This is a genomic window from Tenacibaculum salmonis (genome assembly GCF_041053065.1).
GTDB lineage: Bacteria > Bacteroidota > Bacteroidia > Flavobacteriales > Flavobacteriaceae > Polaribacter > Polaribacter pacificus_A.
Genome location: NZ_JBFCVV010000001.1, coordinates 1,445,954 through 1,466,174, shown reverse-complemented (window position 1 = coordinate 1,466,174; position 20,221 = coordinate 1,445,954). Strand labels below are relative to the sequence as shown.

The window sequence follows — 20,221 nt, the reverse complement described above, 5'->3', positions numbered from 1 at the left end:
TTGAGTTGTAATGTTATAAAGAAAAACTTTCTCCGCAACCACAGGTACGGTTTGCGTTTGGGTTGTTAAAAACAAAACCTTTTCCGTTTAAACCTCCAGAATACTCTAAGGTAGTTCCTACTAGGTATAAAAAACTTTTTTTATCAACAATAATTTTTATGTCGTTTTCTTCGAAAATTTTATCGTTTTCTTGGGTGTTTTTGTCAAAAGTTAAGTCGTACGATAACCCTGAACAACCTCCACTTTTTACGCCAACACGCACAAAATCTACTGCAGCATCAAAACCGTCATCAGTCATTAACTGGATAACTTTATTTTTTGCTGTTTCTGAAACTTTTATCATTTTTTTAGTGGTTTAAGCTAAATAAGTTGCAAATATACAATATAAGTCTCATTTAATTACAGAACCTTTGATAGGGTTTTGTTATCGTTATATCATTGTTTCTGATTATTCTTGAAATTCAAGATTGTTAATGAAGTCATTATCAGAAAGAGAAAGAAGAAATGTTTTTAAATCATCTTTGTCTTCTTGAGAAAGGTTAACACCTCCTTTGTTTACACTTTTCATTAAAGGGTCTATTGTTGAAGAGTTTTTTAAACCTGTTGAATAATGATTTATAACATCTTCTAAAGTAGCAAAACGACCATCGTGCATGTATGGAGCTGTAAATTTTAAATTCCGAAGCGATGGCGATTTAAATTTTCCATTATCATTCGGGTCACCAGTTATTTTACCTAATCCTAAATCAGTAAAAATAGCATCTAAACCATTATTATGAAATTTATTATCTGTCCATAATGGATTATTATTACTTCCATGACAATGAAAACAATCTCCACGAGTTTCATCCATAAAAACATCAAAACCATTTTTTTCTTCGGATGTCAGTTGTGCTTTTCCTAATAAATATTGATCAAATTTTGAGTTTTCAGAGATTAAAGTTCTTTCAAACTGTGCAAGTGCTTTGATTATTAAAGTAGAATCTATTTTTGAAGTTTGAAAAGCTTGCTGAAATAAAGTTGGATATTCAGCATGATTTTTAATTTTTATCGCAACATTTTTCCAATTGCTATGCATTTCTATTGGATTTCTAACAGGCTCTAAAGCTTGGTTTTCTAGACTTGTTTCTTTTCCATCCCAAGTAAAACGCTCATCAAAATTCCATGCTAAATTAAATAAAGGCATGGAGTTTCTATTGCCAATTTTTCCATCAACACCTTCACTAAAACGATTTTCATCCGTAAAAGCTTTTTGAGGATTATGACAACTAGCGCACGATTGTGTATTGTCTTTTGATAAAATTTCATCAAAAAATAATTTTTTACCTAAGGCAATTCCTTCTTCTGTTAAAGGATTATTTGTAGGGATAACAGGTTCAATTAATTTTTGTTGAAAAAGCTCAGGTATTTTTAATGATGTAGGTTTGGGCGTATATATTCCTTCTTCTTTTGATGAACAACTGATTAAAAGAAGAAGGAATAAAAACAAAATATTTTTTTTAATCATTTGTTTATTGCGTAATTGTACCTAAACTAAAAACGCCTTTTTTACCATTTTCAGACATTGTTTTTTGAGCTTCATAATCCATCATTAAGCTGATGTTTTTTTTATTTAAATCCCAATCATTTGGGTTTTTAAACCATTGCGCAACATTCATTTTTATTTCAATAGTTGCGTTATTTTTAACATTTATACTACCTAAATCAACTGAAAAAGAAGTGTCTTCTGCTTTTTTTGTTTCGGTATTATAAGCTCTAATTGTATGAAAGTTATAAGGGTTTTCAACATTCTTAGTATCTTTATATTTTCCATCCATTTGCATAAAATGGTAACCACCGCCTAGCATCATCGGTACGCCCCAAGAAGCTGTGTTTAAATCAGCATAATTACCATCAATATTATCATCTTCATTAAAACCAAAAGTCATGGATAGGTTGTAATTTCCTTCTGATATTTTTACAGATGGATTAAATAATGAGCTTTCAGAATTACTTAAATCTACTAATTGATAACCATCAAAAGTAGTTGCTTTTCCTGCTCCGTCAGTTAAGGTTATTTTTGATATTAAATAACGTAATTTATCAATTTTAAGAGTTGTTTCTGTTTTTATATCTGTACCTATTATATATGAAAATTCAGTATTGCTTAAATCAGATTTTTCAATAGTAGTTCCGTCCCAGTTTTGGGAAAAATTAACTTGAATAGCAACTTCTTTAATTGGTTCATCATTATCTGAACTACATGAAAAAATAAATAAGCTTAATAATAGTATTGAAAATTGTTTCATCGTTATTTTAATTTGATAATTAATAGGTCTGAAAATCCTTTATTTGTAATTATATCGTCAGTATTACTGTTGCTTTCGCCAACAGCTATTATATTTCCGTTTGATAATTCAATAGCATCATAGCAAAAATCGACAGCTGTACCACCAATAGTTTTTTGCCAAAGTTGCTTTCCATTTTTATCTATTTTAATAAGCCAAGCATCGTTTTGTCCTTTATTGATAATTTCATTATCAGTACTTCTTGAACTTCCAGCGATTAAAAAATCACCATTTGTTGTTTTATTGATAGATCTTCCAACATCAAAACTAGCGCCTCCATAATTTTTTTGCCAGATTAATTTACCGTTTGTATCTATTTTGATAACCCATAAATCAGCCCCACCATTATTAGTTACATCTTTGTCATCGCTTCGAGTATCGCCAATAATGATAAAATTCCCATCATCAGTAGGAGTTATTGCTCTTGCTTCATCAATTTGATCTCCTCCAAAAGATTTTTCCCAAATAAGTGTTCCTGTTTTATTTATTTTGATAACCCAAAAATCATAACTACCTTGATTATTATTGATATCAACATCAACACTATCTGATGTTCCAATCATTAAATAACCATCAGGAGTTGCTGTAATTCCGTAGCAAGTATCGGTATTTTTACCACCAAAATATTTTCGCCATTCAATATTTCCGTTAGCATTTAATTTTATAGCCCAATAATCGCCACCAGCGTGTCTTGCTGCTGATCTTGCATTTCCTGCGCCTCCCGAAGCTGTAACATCTAAAATACCTCCTATAAAAAAGCCACCATCATTGGTTTCAATAATTTGAAAACCTTTATCTGTTCCTGCAAATCCTGTGTTTTTTTTCCATAGAATATTTCCAGTAGCATCTAATTTTAAAATCCAAATATCTTCAAAACCTTCATTTTCGTTAACGTCACCATCAGCACTTTTACTGTATCCTATTACAGCAAAACCATTGTCACTGGTTTCAATAATTTGATACGCTTTTTCATCTTTTGAACCTCCGTATGTTTTTTGCCATTGTAAAGTATCATTTTCATCAAACTTTAATAGCCAATAATCATACTGAATTGTTGTTTTTGATGTTGAAATATCTCCATCAATACTTTGCGTAAATCCTAAAACAGCATAGCCATTATCTGAGGTTTGAATAACGCTTCTTCCACTTTCGTTTTTTGAACCACCATATGTTTTTACAAAATCAATAGTTAATTGTTTTGTTATTGTAGCTGACGGAGTATCATTATTACAACTGATAAAAATTATAAAAGCTGATAAAAGTATTGAAATTGGTTTTAACATTTATTGTTTTTTAACGATGAATAAACCACTGTTAATATCACTTATTACTATTTTTCCGCTATCAAAATATGGATATACGTTCCATACTCCATTAAAATTAGCACCATTATTGTTTGGATAGGTATCAAAATAACCAGTTTCTGTTATTGATTTGCTAGATATATTTGTAATATCAATAAAACGAACACCTGCTGTGTAGTTCGCTAAATAAAATATGTTGTCTTTTATATACCCATTATGATCAATTGCATTAGTAGGACCAGTATAACTAAAATGTTCTTTAGGATTATCTAAGTCTGTAAAATCAAAAATAATATTTCTTGTTTTATTACCAAAACTTTGCTCATCTAACTCATCTCCTAAAATAAAATATTTTTTATTTTCTGTAAACCAACCTTGGTGTGTGTAACCAACATTTGCATACGATATTTTAGAGATATTTTTAGGGTTTGATTTGTCGCTAATATCTACTATAACAACTTCATTTTCGTTACTACCGATTAAAATTTCTTTACCAGTATAATCAGAATCAGGACCGTTATAATTAACGACTTGTGCATCATGACTATAATTATCAGTTCCCCATCCACCTTCAGTTTTAGGATTTTTAGGGTCTTGTATATTGATAAACAAAGGACCTCCTTTATAAGGACCAGATTTACTAGTTCCTACAGGGTACGCATATCCTGATTCTTCATTAATTACCATATTATGAGCACTACCAAATTCTTTAAAGTGCGTATCAGGACTAAATATTTCAGGAGGTGTAGATACGTTTCTTAATCTTGTTAAATCAAAAACTTGCATTCCGTGTCCATAAGCTTCACTAACAATAAAAGCATGGTCTTTATATATTTTAACATCTCTCCAAGAGCTATTAACAGTTGCTGTTGGTATTTTACCTAAATAAACAGGATTGTTTGTGTTTGTAATATCAACAAAAACAGTTCCGTTGTTTACACACATTATTGCATATTCTTTGTTAGTACTAGTATCTGTCCAACCCCAAGAGTCATTTCCTTCAGTAGCGCCAAAGGTACTTAGTGGAATGTGTAACAATAAATCATAACCGTTACAAGGGTAAATTCCTGCCATACCTGAAACACATGGGACTTTATTATCTATTGATGAATCATCACATACATCACCTATACCGTCGCCGTCTGTATCTTTTTGATCTGGATTAGCCATGTTAGGACAGTTATCTATATCGTTTTTTATACCATCTTTATCAGTATCATTTAAATATTTATCACACACATCTCCTATACCATTTCCGTCTGTATCTTTTTGATCAGGATTAGGCATTAATGGACAATTATCATCTACATCTTTAATTCCATCATTATCGTCATCATCATCACAAATATTACCTTTTCCATCACCGTCAGTATCTAATTGCTCTTTATTAGCTGTATCAGGACAGTTATCTAAAGAGTTTATTATTTCATCACCATCAGTATCATTATTGATTTTTACGGAAGGAGAATTACAAGATAAAATAAGGGTAAGTAAAGAATAAAAAAGTGTTTTTTTTATAGTGTTGTTCATAATGATTTTGATTTTAAGTCCTAAATTTACAGAATTAACTAAATATAAAACAGTTAATAACTAGTAAACCCTATCTTTATTTTAAAAGGAGTTATTTATTTATCCTATTTTGTTTACTTACTTGTTGTTATCTTTGCCAAATGTTAGAAGATAAAAATCAAGAAAGAACCTCATTAGCTAAACTAGGAGAGTTTGGTTTAATAAACCATTTAACGGAGCATTTTAAGTTGTACAGTTCATCAACAACAAAAGGAATTGGTGATGATGCAGCTGTAATTAGCGCATCAGAAAAAGAACGCTTAATAACTACTGATTTATTAGTAGAAGGTGTACATTTTGATTTAAGTTACATGCCATTAAAGCATTTAGGATATAAAGCTGTAATGGTTAATTTATCAGATGTATATGCAATGAATGGCGTTGCCGAGCAAATTACCGTATCAATTGCTGTTTCAAATAGATTTCCTTTAGAAGCTTTAGAAGAGTTATATGCAGGTATTCAATTAGCTTGTGATACTTATAAAGTTGATTTAATTGGAGGAGATACCACATCATCAACAAAAGGAATGTTAATTTCTATTACCGCAATAGGAACAGCTAAAAAAGAAAATATTGTTTATAGAGATGGTGCAAAACCTACCGATTTAATTGTTGTTTCGGGTGATTTAGGTGCAGCATATTTAGGTTTACAGGTTTTAGAAAGAGAGAAACAAGTATTTCAAGTAAATCCGCAAAGTCAACCAGATTTAGATGCTTATACCTATTTAATAGAGCGTCAATTAAAACCAGAGGCTCGTAAAGATATTACAGAATTATTAAAAGAAATGGAAGTAAAACCAACTTCTATGATTGATATTTCTGATGGATTATCATCTGAAATAATGCATATCTGTTCACAAAGTAAAACAGGATGTAAAATTTATGAAGATAAATTACCTTTAGACCCGCAAGTTATTTCTACTTCTGAAGAGTTTAAGATGGATAGTACCATGATTGCCTTAAGTGGAGGTGAAGATTATGAACTATTATTTACAGTACCGATTACTGATTTTGATAAAATCAAATCAAACCCGAATTTATCAATTATTGGGCATATTGTAGCGGAAAGCGAAGGGCTGAATTTAGTTACACGTGCAAATCAAGAAATTGAATTAAAAGCACAAGGATGGAATACATTTAAAGAATAAATACAAAACATATTAATATATTAGAAACCATACTTTTTAAAAGTGTGGTTTTTTTTTGATGAAATTTAAAAAATATCTGAAGTTGTTTTTTGAAAAAAAAATATGTTAAAAGTCATAATTTTAATGCTTTACAATGCTAAGGTTTATATTAATATCAAAAAATGTTATTAATTTTTAATATTTTTTTAGATAAAAATAAAAAATGGCGTAAAAATTGTATATTAGTAATCAGAAAGTAATAGTATTAATCAATAAAAAAATCAAAAAGAAAATGGGAATTTTTTCATTTATTAAAAACGCTGGTGCCAAAGTATTTGGTGTAGGAAAAACAACTGAAGAAGAAGCTGCTGAAAAATCTGCTAAATTAGTAGATGCAGTTAATACTTTAGAATTACCTGTTGAAAATTTAGCAATTACTATTGACGAAGATAAAGCTACTATTTCTGGTGAAGCTTCTGATTTAGCAACTAAAGAAAAAGTGATTTTAGTGGTAGGAAATACTAATGGAATCGGTTCAGTAGAAGATAATATGACAGTTGCACCTGTTGTAGTTGCTGAAGAGGAAGAAGTTGTTGAAGAAATAATGGCTCAATTTCACACAGTAGTAGGTGGTGATACTTTAGGTAAAATTTCAAAAGAATTTTATGGTGATGCCATGAAATATACAGTGATTTTTGAAGCAAATAAACCAATGTTATCTCATCCTGATAAAATTTATCCAGGGCAAGTATTAAGAGTACCTGCTTTAGTAGATTAATTAGAAATAATTTACAAAATTAAAATTTAAATTAAGAAAAAGCACTGTGTTTACAGTGCTTTTTTTGTGCTTAAAATATCTTTCGGCATGCTTTTTTGCTAATCAAACAGCTAGTTGTTAAAAATAAATAACAGTATCTTTGTGTTTACTAAATTTATGATATGATACAATCTATGACGGGTTATGGTAAATCCGTATTACATTTACCTTCTAAGAAAGTAACTATTGAAATTAAATCTCTTAATAGTAAAAATTTAGACTTAAATACAAGAATACCTTCTTATTACAGAGAAAAAGAATTAGCCGTTCGTAAGAAATTAGCAAGTCATTTAGTAAGAGGGAAAATCGATTTTTCTATCTATGTAGAAACGACTTCTGATGAAACATTAACAACTGTAAATAAATCAGTAGTTGCAAATTACGTAGCGCAGTTAAAAAATGCAATGCCTGTTTCTGATAATCAGGAAATTGAATTATTAAAGATGGCTGTTAGAATGCCTGATGCTTTAAAAACAGAACGTGAAGAGTTAGACGAAAATGAATGGGCTCAAATTGCTGTTCATATCGATGAAGCTTTACAAGAAATTATTGCTTACAGAACTGATGAAGCTAAATCGTTAGAAGAAGATTTTCAATTAAGAATTGCAAATATTCAATCAGCTTTAGAAGAAGTTAAAAAATTAGACGGTGAAAGAATTGCAAACGTAAAAGAGCGTTTACAAAAAGCTTTAACCGATTTAAAAGTTGAGGTTGATGAGAATCGTTTTGAGCAAGAATTAATCTATTATCTAGAAAAATTAGATATCAACGAAGAAAAAGTTCGTTTAGGAAATCATTTATTATATTTCTTAGATCAATTGGCAACAGATGATTCTAATGGAAAAAAATTAGGATTTATCGTTCAAGAAATTGGAAGAGAAGTAAATACTATGGGGTCGAAAGCTAATTTTGCAGTGATGCAAAAAATAGTTATCCAAATGAAAGACGAACTAGAAAAAATAAAAGAACAAATTTTAAACGTTTTATAAAATGGCAGAAGATTTTAAAGGAAAATTATTTGTGTTTTCAGCACCTTCAGGATCAGGTAAAACAACTATTGTTCGTCATTTATTACAACAAGAAAAACTTAGTTTAGCTTTTTCAATTTCCGCAGCTTCTAGAGAACCAAGAGGTTTTGAGGTTGATGGAGAAGATTACTATTTCATATCTAAAGATGATTTCAAAAATAAAATTGAAGCTGACGAATTTTTAGAGTGGGAGGAAGTGTACACCGATAATTTTTACGGAACTTTAAAAACCGAAATCGAACGTATTTGGGGCTTAAATAAACACGTTGTTTTTGATATTGATGTTATTGGAGGATTACGTATCAAAAGTAAATTTCCTGAAGAAACTTTATCAATTTTTGTGCAACCGCCAAGTATTGAAGAGCTTAAAAATCGCTTAAATAAAAGAAGTACCGAAAGCGAAGAAAAAATTAATATGCGTATTGCTAAAGCATCTGTAGAATTAGCAAAAGCAACAGAATTTGATAAAATTATCAAAAATGATAAATTGGAAGTTGCTTTAGAAGAAGCTGAAAATTTAGTAGGTAATTTTTTAGGATTAAATTAAAGAAGTAAAATAAACGTAATTATATTTTTAAAAAAGGGTTATGGAAAATTTCAGAAAAAATATTGGATTGTATTTTGGAACTTTTAATCCCATTCATATAGGTCATTTAATTATTGCCAATCACATGGTCGAAAATTCTGACTTAGATGAAATTTGGATGGTTGTAACACCGCATAACCCATTTAAAAAGAAAAGTTCGTTGCTTGATAATCACCATCGTTTAGACATGGTGTATTTGGCGACCGAAGGTTACGATAAAATTCAACCTTCTGATATTGAATTTAATTTGCCTCAGCCAAATTATACCATAAATACATTAACACATATATCTGAAAAACATCCTAATTATAAATTTAACTTAATTATGGGTGAAGACAATTTAAAAAGCTTTCATAAATGGCGAAATTATGAAGCTATTTTAGATGATTATAATGTATATGTATATCCTCGAATTTCAGAAGGAGTTGTTGAAAATCAATTTACAGAACACCTTAAAATTCATAGAGTTGCTGCGCCAATTGTAGAAATATCATCTACAATGGTACGTAATAGCATCAAAAACGAAAAAAATATTCAGCCTTTATTATCGCCTAAAGTTTTTGATTATATCGATAAAATGAATTTCTATAGAAAATAATTCATCAATTTAAAGATTTTTTTTAGAAGCAATTTCCCACTTTCTGCACTCGCTTTTTTTTGAAGAAAAATCAAAAAAAGAGCTCAAACAAATGCTTCAATCGGGGCTAGGCATTTTTACTAATCTATATAAAAAGGGTTTAATAAATTTATTAAATCATTTTTTTTTGTTAAAAAACAGTGAAAATGTTAAAAATACGTTATATTGTATGAAGTCTATTTTATCTAAAAATAGTTTCGAAAAATTTTCGTTGTATCTTTGAGTTTCAAACTTGTAGTAACGTGGCTAAAATTCAAAAAAAGCGAAAGCTTAAACAAAAACTTGTAGATAAATACCGATTGGTAATTTTAAATGAAGATACTTTTCAAGAAAAATTCTCTTTAAAATTATCTCGCTTAAATGTATTTGTTTTTGGCGGTATTTTTTCAATATTGCTAATTGTATTTACAACTTTATTAATAGCATTTACAGGCTTACGAGAGTATATTCCAGGGTATTCTTCTAGTTCTTTAAAACGAAAAGCAACTCGATTAATATATCAAACAGACTCTTTAAAAACTCGATTGGCAGTTATTGAGCGTTTTACAAAAGCACTCCGACCTGTTTTAACAGGTGAAATAAGTCCTGATAAAATAGATTCTATCAAAATAGATGCTCAAAACATAGCTATTGATACCCGAAAATTAGCAGCAACAAAAGAAGATTCTTTATTTAGAGAAAAAATTGAAGGTAAAGACCGTTTTCCTTTATCTGAAAGTGCAGAAGGAAGGGCTAAAGTTGTTTTCTTTTCGCCTTTAACAGGTAATATTTCACAAGTTTTTAATACGAACGATAAACATTATGCAATTGATATTGTAGCTAAAAAAGGTACACCTGTAAAAGTAATTGCAGATGGAACAGTTATTTTAGCCGAATGGACAGCAGAAACAGGTTATGTAATAATGATACAACATCCTGATGAATTTATATCGGTTTATAAGCACAACGGACAATTATTGAAACAACAAGGTGAACTTGTAAAATCAGGAGAAGCAATTGCAAGTGTAGGTTCTACTGGCGAGTTATCTACAGGACCCCATTTACACTTTGAATTATGGAATAATGGATTTCCTGTAAATCCAACAGATTATATAGATTTTCAATAGTTTTAAAAAAATAATAATAAAACAGCATTTTAACTTTTGTTTTCAAACAGAGGTATTCTGTTTTTATTTCTAAAATAGTTAAAAATGAGCATCAAATCGAAATTAGCAAAACCTTTTGCAAAGCAAGTACGAAAGCGCGTTTATAAATGGGCGAACAAACCTCATGAAACACAAGAAAAAGTATTTAAGTATTTGGTTAGTGAAGGGTGTAAAACAGCTTTTGGAAAAGATCATGATTTTATTTCTATCAATACGTATGAAGATTTTAAAAAGCGTATTCCTGTAACCGATTACGAAGGTTTACGTACTTATGTTGATAGAATGGTTGCAGGTGAAGAAAATATATTATGGAAAGGCAAGCCTTTATATTTTGCAAAAACATCAGGAACTACTTCGGGTGCAAAATATATTCCGATTACCAAAGAATCAATGCCAACGCATATAAAAGCAGCGCGTAACGCGTTGTTATTTTATATTACTGAAACAAACGATGCTAGTTTTGTTGATGGTAAAATGATTTTTTTACAAGGAAGCCCTGTTTTAGAAGATTTGAACGGTATAAAATTAGGTCGATTAAGTGGAATTGCAGCTCATTATGTACCTAATTATCTATTAAAAAATAGGTTGCCAAGTTGGGAAACTAATTGTATTGAAGATTGGGATACAAAGGTTGATAAAGTAGTAGAAGAAACTATTAATCAAGATATGTCTGTTATTAGCGGAATTCCGTCTTGGGTACAAATGTATTTTGAAAAATTAATAGCCAAAACAGGAAAACCTATTTCAGAAACATTTCCGAATTTTAATTTTTTCGTGTACGGAGGTGTAAATTTTGAACCGTATAAAAATAAGTTTGAAGCCTTAATTGGAAAAAAAGTGGATTATATAGAATTATACCCTGCATCCGAAGGATTTATTGCTTATCAAGATTCGCAAACCGAAAAAGGAATGTTATTACAGTTGAACTCAGGCATTTTTTATGAGTTTATTCCTGCAACGGAATTTTATGATGAAAATCCAACACGTATTTCTTTAAAAGATGTGAAATTAGGTGTTAATTATGTCATCATTTTAAATACTTCGGCAGGTCTTTGGGGATATAATATTGGCGATACTGTTGAGTTTACATCACTTAAACCATATAGAATAAAAGTTACAGGACGTATTAAACATTTTATTTCTGCCTTTGGCGAACATGTAATTGGTAAGGAGGTTGAAAAGGCTTTAAACGATGCAATTATAGGAAGAGACATAAATATAAGTGAGTTTACAGTTGCGCCACAGGTTACTCCAGAAAGCGGTTTACCATATCATGAATGGTTTATTGAGTTTGAAAATGAACCTGATAATTTAGCCGAATTAGCAGCTAAAATCGATGTCTCTATGCAAAATCAAAATGTTTATTATTTCGATTTAATTGCAGGTAAAATATTACAACCGCTTATTATTAGAAAAGTAAAAAAAGGTGGTTTTCATGAATATATGAAATCAATTGGAAAGTTTGGTGGACAAAATAAAATCCCACAATTATCAGACAATCGAAAAATTGCCGAAGTCTTAAAAAACTTTTTAGTGTAGTTTTTACTATGAATAATAAATACGTGTTTTTTATTTTATTGATGTACGTAATAAATTCTTTTTCTCAAAAAGCATTAGACGATTTGAGAAATAAGACAGATTCTATTTGCAGAAAAGTTCAAATAAAATCTTTTTGCAAAGTTCTTGAACTTTATAAATTAAAACAATACGATTCTTGCTATATTTATTCAAATAAAGCTTTATTAGACGTTACAACTACCAATCAAAAAGATATTATATATTATTTACAAAGTATTAGTCCAACAGAAAAATCACTATTTAAAAAGGCACTGTTTAGCCTTGATAAAATATCAGATACAGGGCGTTTTGCTTCTTTAAAAAATTTAAGACTCGGTTATGTTTACTTAAATCAACAAAAATATGATACATCAATTTTAAGCTTAGAAAAATGCTTATCATCTAAAGATATTATGAAAGATGTTGAGCAAAGGTCAATGATCTATCATAATTTAGCAGCATGTTATTTTTATAAAAAAGACTTTAAAAAAGCTACTTTTTATTATGATAAACAGCTTTCTTTAATTCAAAAAAACGATACCACTTCTTTGATTAAATTAAAAATGGGAATGGCATATATGTATTATGATCAATATTTAGACAAACAAGCGATTCCCTTATTTAAAGAAAGTTATAATTTATCACAATTGCATACTGATATCGTATTAAAGGAAAGCACTGCATTTAGTATGGCTGTGGTAGAAGAGAATAGAAAATGCTATAAAAAAAGCGTTAAGTATTACAAAGAAAGTAATCGCTGGAAAGATTCTATTTGGAATAAAGAGAAAATTTGGGAAATTACCGAAAGAGATAAAAAAATTGCCATTGCTTATAAACAGCAAGAAATAGGAATTAAAAATGAAGAAATAAAACGACAAAAAATAGTTCAAAAAGGGTTGGTTTTTGGCGGAATTTTATTATTATTTCTTTTAGGTGTTTTAGGTTTTATCTATAAAAAATTACGAAATAATAATAAACTAATTATATTACAAAAGGAGGCTTTAAGTACGGCTAATAAAACAAAAGATTATTTATTTTCGGTCGTTTCACACGATTTACGATCGCCTATAAATACTATAAAAAGACAGCATAAAAAACTAGAAAAACATATTGAAAATAAAGATTTACCTGCAATTAAACAAGCAACTCAAGTAGCTATTTCGGTTACACAAAGTACGAGTCGTTTATTGGATAATGTATTATATTGGTCGCTAGATCAAAGTAATATTTTAAGTTTTATTCCCGAAAAAAATGCCTTACACCCAATAATAGAACATCTTTTGTTTGATTATGAAAATTTACTAAGTGTTAAAGATATTTCTATTTTAAGTGATTTAGAAACAGGTATATTTGTTTTAATAGATAAAGAATCTTTAAAAATTGTACTGCGAAACTTAATAGATAATTCGATGAAATACATGAAAGGTTCAGGAAGTATTTCGATTAAAATGAAAATGTATTCAGAAAACCAAGCATCGATTGAAATTAAAGATACAGGAATTGGGATTTCACCAGAAAAACTTAAAGAAATAAATTCTTTGAAAAATTTATCTATAACTAAAATAGACCATTCAAAAGGAGTTGGATTGGGCTTATTATTGTGTCAAACATTAATTAAAAAAAATAAAGGAACTTTGTTTTTTGAAAGTCAGAAAGGAACTTATACAAAGGCTATTATTTTATTGCCTTTAGCGTAGTTATTAGACTAGAAATTAGTTTGTTTAGTTCTTTTTTAATGTGAATTAACTTATAAAACAAGTATCTTCGTAAGTTAAAAAGCTATAAAAGATGAATAATTTACGACTACTTCTATTAGAAGATTTAGACTAAGAAATGACAGGGGAAATAAGTTTATCAGAGGCACATGATTATGAAATTATTCATGTAAAAAATACTAGAGATGCTGAAAAAGAACTAAAAAAACCATTTTTTAGACATCATTCTTTTAGATATTATGATTGATGGAGAACCGCTAGGTATTTCGTTAGCACACAGATTAAATAAAGAATATATTGAAATACCTTTTTTCTTTTTAATAAGCATACAAAATAAAATCTGACAATTATCAGACAATCGAAAAGTTGCCGATGTTTTAAAAGGTTTTTTGTTGTAAATTAATTTATATAATTTAATATAGCTGTTTTGAACTTAAAAGCAAAACAGCTAAGAAAACACAAGATTATCGCTATAAAAATGAATAGTAAAAGTTTATTTGTTATTTTATTTTTTTTCTCAATAACTGTTTTTTCTCAAAAAGTATTACACGATTTGAGAAATAAAACAGATTCTATTTGTAATAAAGTTCAAATAAAATCTTTTTGTAAAGTTCTTGATTTTTATAAATTAAAACAATACGATTCTTGTTATGTTTATTCAAATAAAGCATTGTTAGAGGTTACTACTACTGATCAAAAAGATATTATATACTATTTGAAGAGTATCAGTCTAACGGAAAAATCACTGTTTAAAAAATCAATTATTATTCTTCAAAAAATATCAGAAACAGGGCGTTTTACTTCTTTAAAAAATTTAAGACTCGGCTATGTTTACTTAAATCAGCAAAAATATGATAAATCAATTTTAAGCTTAGAGAAATGCTTATCATCTAAAGATATAATGAAAGATGTTAAGCAAAAATCAGTAATCTATCATAATTTAGCGATATGTTATTTCTCTAAAAATAATTTTAAAAAAGCTACTTTTTTTTTTAATAAACAGCTTTCTTTAATAAAAAAAACAGATACTTCTTTAGTGCTTTTAGCAAAAACAGGAATGGCTAATATATATTATGAACAATATATGGATAGTCAAGCGATTCCTTTATTTAAAGAATGCTACGATTTGTCGCTATTATATCGAGATTTTAAATTTAAGGAAAGCACTGCTTTTAATATGGCAGTGGTAGAAGAAAATAGAAAACGCTATAAAAAAAGTGTTAAGTATTACAAAGAAAGTAATCGCTGGAAAGATTCTATTTGGAATAGAGATAAAATTTGGGAACTTATCGAACGAGATAAAAAAAATGTAGTTGCTTATAAACAGCAAGAAATTCGAATTAAAAATGAAGAAATAAAACGTCAAAAAATAGTTCAAAAAGGATTGATTCTTGGCGGAAGTTTATTATTATTTCTTTTAGGGGGGTTAGGCTTTATCTATAAAAAATTACGAAATAATAATAAATTAATTATAGCGCAAAAGGAGGCTTTAAGTGTGGCTAATAAAACAAAAAATTATTTATTTTCGGTAGTTTCACACGACTTACGATCGCCTATAAATACGATAAAAAGACAGCATAAAAAACTAGAAAAACACATTGAAAATAACGATTTACCTGCAATTATAGAAGCAACTCAAGTAGCTATTTCTGTTACACAAAGTACGAGTCGTTTATTAGATAATGTATTATATTGGTCGCTAGATCAAAGTAATATTTTAAGTTTTATTCCCGAAAAAAATGCCTTACACCCAATAATAGAACATCTTTTGTTTGATTATAGAAATTTAGTAAGTGTTAAAGATATTTCTATTTCAAGTGATTTAGAAACAGGTATATTTGTTTTAATAGATAAAGAATCTTTAAAAATTGTACTGCGAAACTTAATAGATAATTCGATGAAATACATGAAAGGTTCAGGAAGTATTTCGATTAAAATGAAAATGTATTCAGAAAACCAAGCATCGATTGAAATTAAAGATACAGGAATTGGGATTTCACCAGAAAAACTTAAAGAAATAAATTCTTTGAAAAATTTATCTATAACTAAAATAGACCATTCAAAAGGAGTTGGATTGGGCTTATTACTGTGTCAAACATTAATTAAAAAAAATAAAGGAACTTTGTTTTTTGAAAGTCAGAAAGGAACTTATACAAAGGCTATTATTTTATTGCCTTTAGCGTAGTTATTAGACTAGAAATTAGTTTGTTTAGTTCTTTTTTAATGTGAATTAACTTATAAAACAAGTATCTTCGTAAGTTAAAAAGCTATAAAAGATGAATAATTTACGACTACTTCTATTAGAAGATTTAGACGAAGAGGCTACAGAAATAATAAACTTATTAGAACAACATAATTATGAAGTTATTCATGTAAAAAATACTAAAGATGCTGAAAAAGAGATAAAAAATAGTTTTTTTGATATTATTCTTCTTGATATTATGATTGATGGAGAACCGCTAGGTATTTCGTTAGCACACAGATTAAATAAAGAACAGATTGAAACGCCTTTTTTATTTTTAACAAGCATGCAAAGTAAAGTGGTGTTTAATGATGCTAAACTTACAAAACCATATACTTATTTATTAAAACCATTTAATAAATTAGAGTTATTATATTCTTTAGAGTTAGCTTTGGAAAAATTTTATGAACAGGAAAATAACAGCAGTTTAAGTGATGAAAAAGCGATTATTACACCTTCCTTTTTATTTGTTAAAAAAAATAAAAGTATTGTAAAAGTTGATATTAAATTAATTTTTTATGTAGAAGTTGAAGAAAAATACTGCCGACTTGTTTGTGATCAAGATCAGGAGTATATGATTCGATTATCGTTAACAAAAATAAAAGAATTACTTGGCGATACTTATTTTGTTCAAACTCACCGAAATTATTTGGTTAATCTAAAGAGAATTCAAGCACTTTATTTTGAAGATAATTTATTGATTTTAAATAATAATCATAAAATATTATTTAGTGATCGTTTTAAAAAGCAATTTTTGAAAAACAATAAAGTTTTTAGGTAAAAACAGCTATAGTACTAGATCTAACTTATCGAGTATTAAGGAAGTAATAACTTTACATTTTAAAGTATAAAAAAAGAAGTAAAAAATATATTATCTAAGCCCCCCCCAGGGTTTGATTTTATATTAATTACCTCTTTTATTTTTCGAAGATTTGAGTTAAAAACCCCATTATTTATTTTTAACCTACTGCAAATATATGGTGTGCTTACAAGTAATTTTTTTTATTGTCTCTTAGTGCTTAAAAATAGGAGGTAAGTGTATTTTAAATTGGTATAAGTGTGTGTTTTTAATTGATAAAATAGGATTTTAAAAAGGGTTATTCTTAAATTATATTAATATAAAAGTAATCGTAAATTATTTTTTCTCTAGTTGAATCATTTTTTTTACTCAAACCCACCGAAATTATTTGGTTAATCTAAAGAGAATTCAAGCACTTTATTTTGAAGATAATTTAGGCTTTAAAGTATAAAAAAAAAGAAGTAAAAAAACATATTATCTAACTTACTGATAGCTTGACTTTATGTTTATTACCTCTTTTTTTTTCAAATAATTGAGTTAAAATCACCTTATTTATTTTTAACCTGCTGCAAATATATGGTGTACTTAAAAGTATTTTTTTTTATTGTCTCTTAGTGCTTAAAAATAGGAGGTAAGTGTATTTTAAATTGGTATAAGTGCGTGTTTTTAATTGATAAAATAGGGTTTGAAAAAGGGTTGTTTCTACATATAAATTATATTAATATACAAGTAAACTTAAATTATTTGATCTCTAGTTCAAAAACTTTTTGAAGCATTTTATCATCAATCTGATTTACTTTATATAAACCTTCATCACTAAAAAGTTCTCTAGCAATTAAAGTTTTTAAGTTTTGTTTTAATTGTTCTTTAATTTTTGATGAAAGTTTATAGCCTTCAAGTTTTGATAAGAAATCATTAAAAATACTGTTATCTACATCAAAATTTTTGATAAAGTCGTTTACATTAACCGTTTCTAACTTTTTACGATTAGTATCTACATAATTAAAAGCAAAGTTATTTAAAGGTCTGAAAAATATACTAGGAACATAAGTAGCCGTATCTACAGCAACAAAATAATCAGGAATAATACCACCACCACCATAAACGATTTTACCTTTTGGAGTGGTAAATTTTAAACTATCAATAGTTTTTATGCTGTCTTTATTAAATAATTCACCGCTTGAATATCTATTTTCGATATCGTTAGCATATGTTTTATTTGATTTGCTTTTATCATAAGGTTTTTGAATAGATCGCCCTGTTGGAGTGTAGTAACGAGCCGTTGTTAAACGAACTGCAGAACCATCGCCTAAATCCATTTCTTGTTGTACTAATCCTTTTCCAAAAGAACGACGACCAATAATTATTCCTTTATCGTTATCTTGTAAAGCACCAGCAACAATTTCTGAAGCAGAAGCAGAGTTTTCATCAATTAAAACATATAAACCACCTTTTTCAAAACTCCCTTTATCTGTGGCAAATGATTTGTTAATGTCTCCTTTATTATTTTTAGTGAATACAATTAATTTTTCATCTTCTAAAAATTCATCAATAATACTGTTTGCAATATCAATAAAACCACCACCATTTCCACGAAGATCAAGTACTAAATCGGTCATGTTATTCTTTTTAAGAGTATCTAAAGATGTTTTAAATTCTCTATAAGAATTACGAGCAAAACGATTTAATTTTATATAACCAATACTGTCATTTAGCATATAAGCGATATCAACACTTTTAATATTTACTTTATCTCTTGTTATGTTTACATCAAAAATACTATCGATTGTTTTTCTGTAAATCTGTAGCGTAACATTTGTTTTTGGTTTGCCTTTTAAGGCTTTCATTATTTTAGAAGTTTGTAATTTCTTACCGTATAAAGTGTCTTTGTCGGCTAGTAAAATTCTATCACCAGCTTTAATTCCTTTTTTTATACTAGGTCCTCCTTTAATAGGTGAAATAACAGTAATTGTATCACCAATCATGCGAAACTGCACACCGATTCCAACAAAATTACCTTGCATATTTTCGGTAACTAATTGAAGATTTTCTTTAGGGATATATACCGAATGTGGATCTAATTTCCCAAGCATTTGTGTAATAGCACCATCTAATAAATCATCAGTATTTACATTGTCAACATAATCTGTTTGTATGTAGTCAATCAGCCGTTTTATTTTTTTTTCGGTTGATGAGTTTGTTCCGATAAAATTAGAGCTGTTTCCTTTGCTAAAAAAAGTTCCGATAAGAATACCGAAAACAACAGCTATTGATAAATAAATAGGAAAGTTATTTTTATTCATAAGGTAAATGTAAGAGTTCAATGCCTGCTTTTTCTAAAAAATCGATACCAGAAGTATCTTTATAATCTTGTGCATATACGACTCGTTTTATACCTGCCTGATGTATTAATTTGCTACATTGTTGGCAAGGAGAAAGCGTAATATATAAGGTTGCATCTTTACAAGATTGTGTTGAAGCAGCAACTTTTAAAATAGCATTTGCTTCGGCATGTAAAACATACCATTTTGTGTACCCTTCTTCATCTTCACAATAATTTTCAAAACCAGAAGGAGTTCCGTTATAACCATCAGAAATAATCATTCGATCTTTAACGATTATTGCGCCTACTTTTTTTCGTTTACAATGAGATAATTTTCCCCATTCTTGTGCCATCTTTAAATAGGCTTTGTCGTATTTTAATTGTTTTTTACCCAAAATAATAAATTATGTGATATGCTAAGATAGTTAGATTTGAAAAGGTTATTGCTTAATTTTTTACCAAAAAATACGGTCAATCATCATTTGAAAAGCAAAACCCATTACAATAGAAGATACAACTAAAATCCAATCACGACGATTTACATTAAATATTGATTGAGTTAATGTACCTATTAATAAAATTGTTAAGACAATAATAATTTGAGCAGCTTCTACACCGCCAGCAAATTCTAGTAAAGGAATTAATTTATCAGAAGTTTTACCAATCATTATTTTAAAGTAATTTGAAAAACCAAGTCCGTGAATTAATCCGAAGAATAAAGCAAAAAATAAATTCTGATTTTCTTTTCCTACGGATGCTTTACTGGCTGTTAATACATTCATTAAACCAGTTATGAAAATTGATAATGGAATTAAAAACTCCACTAAATCGACATCAATTTTTAACACTCCGTAAGCTGATAACGCTAAAGTTATAGAATGTCCGATGGTAAATAAAGTGATTAACCATAATACTTTTTTCCAATGTATAAATTCATAAACAACAGCAAGTACAATTAAAAATAAAATATGATCGTAGGCTTTTATATCAAGTACATGAAATAAGCCCATTTTAAAATAGAAAATAAAATCGTTCATTAGGGAGA

General features: G+C 28.4%; 20 protein-coding genes. 12 read left to right on the top strand and 8 right to left on the bottom strand.

Features of this window, described 5'->3' with window-relative positions; all coding sequences use genetic code 11:
* Nucleotides 1-13: 13 nt before the first annotated feature.
* The 5 genes from AB0T67_RS06430 to AB0T67_RS06410 form a co-directional block, all read right to left on the bottom strand.
* Nucleotides 14-343 carry a HesB/IscA family protein gene (locus tag AB0T67_RS06430; RefSeq protein ID WP_271231279.1) on the bottom strand — a complete coding sequence of 110 codons (330 nt, stop codon included), beginning with the start codon at nt 341-343 and terminating at the stop codon, nt 14-16.
* 105 nt (nt 344-448) lie between these two features.
* Nucleotides 449-1,507: a cytochrome-c peroxidase gene (locus tag AB0T67_RS06425; protein WP_369219626.1), complete on the bottom strand. Its 1,059-nt coding sequence runs from the start codon at nt 1,505-1,507 to the stop codon at nt 449-451.
* Between the two features lie 4 nt (nt 1,508-1,511).
* The gene (locus tag AB0T67_RS06420) at nt 1,512-2,288 is read right to left on the bottom strand and encodes an MbnP family protein (RefSeq protein WP_369219625.1); all 777 of its coding nucleotides are present in this window, start codon (nt 2,286-2,288) and stop codon (nt 1,512-1,514) included.
* 2 nt (nt 2,289-2,290) lie between these two features.
* Nucleotides 2,291-3,610, bottom strand: coding sequence for a hypothetical protein (locus AB0T67_RS06415; protein WP_369219624.1), 1,320 nt, complete (start codon nt 3,608-3,610; stop codon nt 2,291-2,293).
* Complete coding sequence (locus tag AB0T67_RS06410; protein WP_369219623.1) at nt 3,611-5,161, bottom strand: choice-of-anchor B family protein; 1,551 nt, start codon at nt 5,159-5,161, stop codon at nt 3,611-3,613.
* 140 nt (nt 5,162-5,301) lie between these two features.
* On the opposite strand from AB0T67_RS06410, the gene thiL reads away from it, so the two are divergent.
* From thiL to AB0T67_RS12315, 12 genes are all read left to right on the top strand, one after another.
* On the top strand, nt 5,302-6,348 hold the full coding sequence (gene thiL, locus AB0T67_RS06405) for a thiamine-phosphate kinase (protein WP_369219622.1): 1,047 nt from the start codon (nt 5,302-5,304) through the stop codon (nt 6,346-6,348).
* 271 nt (nt 6,349-6,619) lie between these two features.
* Nucleotides 6,620-7,105 carry a peptidoglycan-binding protein LysM gene (lysM, locus tag AB0T67_RS06400; protein WP_271231285.1) on the top strand — a complete coding sequence of 162 codons (486 nt, stop codon included), beginning with the start codon at nt 6,620-6,622 and terminating at the stop codon, nt 7,103-7,105.
* Nucleotides 7,106-7,266: 161 nt separating this feature from the next.
* Nucleotides 7,267-8,133 carry a YicC/YloC family endoribonuclease gene (locus AB0T67_RS06395; RefSeq protein WP_369219621.1) on the top strand — a complete coding sequence of 289 codons (867 nt, stop codon included), beginning with the start codon at nt 7,267-7,269 and terminating at the stop codon, nt 8,131-8,133.
* A 1-nt stretch (nt 8,134) separates the two neighbouring features.
* Entirely contained in the window at nt 8,135-8,719 is a 585-nt protein-coding gene (gene gmk, locus AB0T67_RS06390) for a guanylate kinase (RefSeq protein ID WP_369219620.1), read from the top strand.
* A gap of 40 nt (nt 8,720-8,759) precedes the next feature.
* A complete protein-coding gene (gene nadD, locus AB0T67_RS06385; protein WP_369219619.1) occupies nt 8,760-9,356 on the top strand; it encodes a nicotinate (nicotinamide) nucleotide adenylyltransferase in 597 nt (198 codons plus the stop codon).
* 281 nt (nt 9,357-9,637) lie between these two features.
* Nucleotides 9,638-10,501: a M23 family metallopeptidase gene (locus AB0T67_RS06380; protein ID WP_369219618.1), complete on the top strand. Its 864-nt coding sequence runs from the start codon at nt 9,638-9,640 to the stop codon at nt 10,499-10,501.
* Nucleotides 10,502-10,585: 84 nt separating this feature from the next.
* Nucleotides 10,586-12,079: a GH3 auxin-responsive promoter family protein gene (locus AB0T67_RS06375; RefSeq protein ID WP_369219617.1), complete on the top strand. Its 1,494-nt coding sequence runs from the start codon at nt 10,586-10,588 to the stop codon at nt 12,077-12,079.
* A gap of 8 nt (nt 12,080-12,087) precedes the next feature.
* Nucleotides 12,088-13,794 (top strand): ATP-binding protein, encoded by a 1,707-nt coding sequence (locus tag AB0T67_RS06370; protein WP_369219616.1) that lies wholly within the window; start codon nt 12,088-12,090, stop codon nt 13,792-13,794.
* Nucleotides 13,795-13,930: 136 nt separating this feature from the next.
* Nucleotides 13,931-14,059, top strand: coding sequence for a hypothetical protein (locus tag AB0T67_RS06365; protein ID WP_369219615.1), 129 nt, complete (start codon nt 13,931-13,933; stop codon nt 14,057-14,059).
* 231 nt (nt 14,060-14,290) lie between these two features.
* A complete protein-coding gene (locus tag AB0T67_RS06360) occupies nt 14,291-15,997 on the top strand; it encodes a tetratricopeptide repeat-containing sensor histidine kinase (protein WP_369219614.1) in 1,707 nt (568 codons plus the stop codon).
* A 91-nt stretch (nt 15,998-16,088) separates the two neighbouring features.
* Nucleotides 16,089-16,835 carry a LytR/AlgR family response regulator transcription factor gene (locus AB0T67_RS06355; RefSeq protein ID WP_369219613.1) on the top strand — a complete coding sequence of 249 codons (747 nt, stop codon included), beginning with the start codon at nt 16,089-16,091 and terminating at the stop codon, nt 16,833-16,835.
* Nucleotides 16,836-17,208: 373 nt separating this feature from the next.
* Nucleotides 17,209-17,304 (top strand): LytTR family transcriptional regulator DNA-binding domain-containing protein, encoded by a 96-nt coding sequence (locus tag AB0T67_RS12315; RefSeq protein ID WP_455432251.1) that lies wholly within the window; start codon nt 17,209-17,211, stop codon nt 17,302-17,304.
* A 289-nt stretch (nt 17,305-17,593) separates the two neighbouring features.
* On the opposite strand, the gene AB0T67_RS06350 is transcribed toward AB0T67_RS12315, so the two are convergent.
* Genes AB0T67_RS06350 through AB0T67_RS06340 form a run of 3 tightly spaced genes read right to left on the bottom strand, consistent with a single transcriptional unit; the run spans nt 17,594 to nt 20,213 of the window.
* Nucleotides 17,594-19,156 (bottom strand): S41 family peptidase, encoded by a 1,563-nt coding sequence (locus AB0T67_RS06350; protein ID WP_369219612.1) that lies wholly within the window; start codon nt 19,154-19,156, stop codon nt 17,594-17,596.
* Nucleotides 19,149-19,574 (bottom strand): deoxycytidylate deaminase, encoded by a 426-nt coding sequence (locus AB0T67_RS06345; protein ID WP_369220495.1) that lies wholly within the window; start codon nt 19,572-19,574, stop codon nt 19,149-19,151. The genes AB0T67_RS06350 and AB0T67_RS06345 overlap by 8 nt, the downstream gene beginning before the upstream one ends.
* A 57-nt stretch (nt 19,575-19,631) precedes the next feature.
* Nucleotides 19,632-20,213: a HupE/UreJ family protein gene (locus tag AB0T67_RS06340; RefSeq protein ID WP_369219611.1), complete on the bottom strand. Its 582-nt coding sequence runs from the start codon at nt 20,211-20,213 to the stop codon at nt 19,632-19,634.
* Nucleotides 20,214-20,221 lie beyond the last annotated feature (8 nt).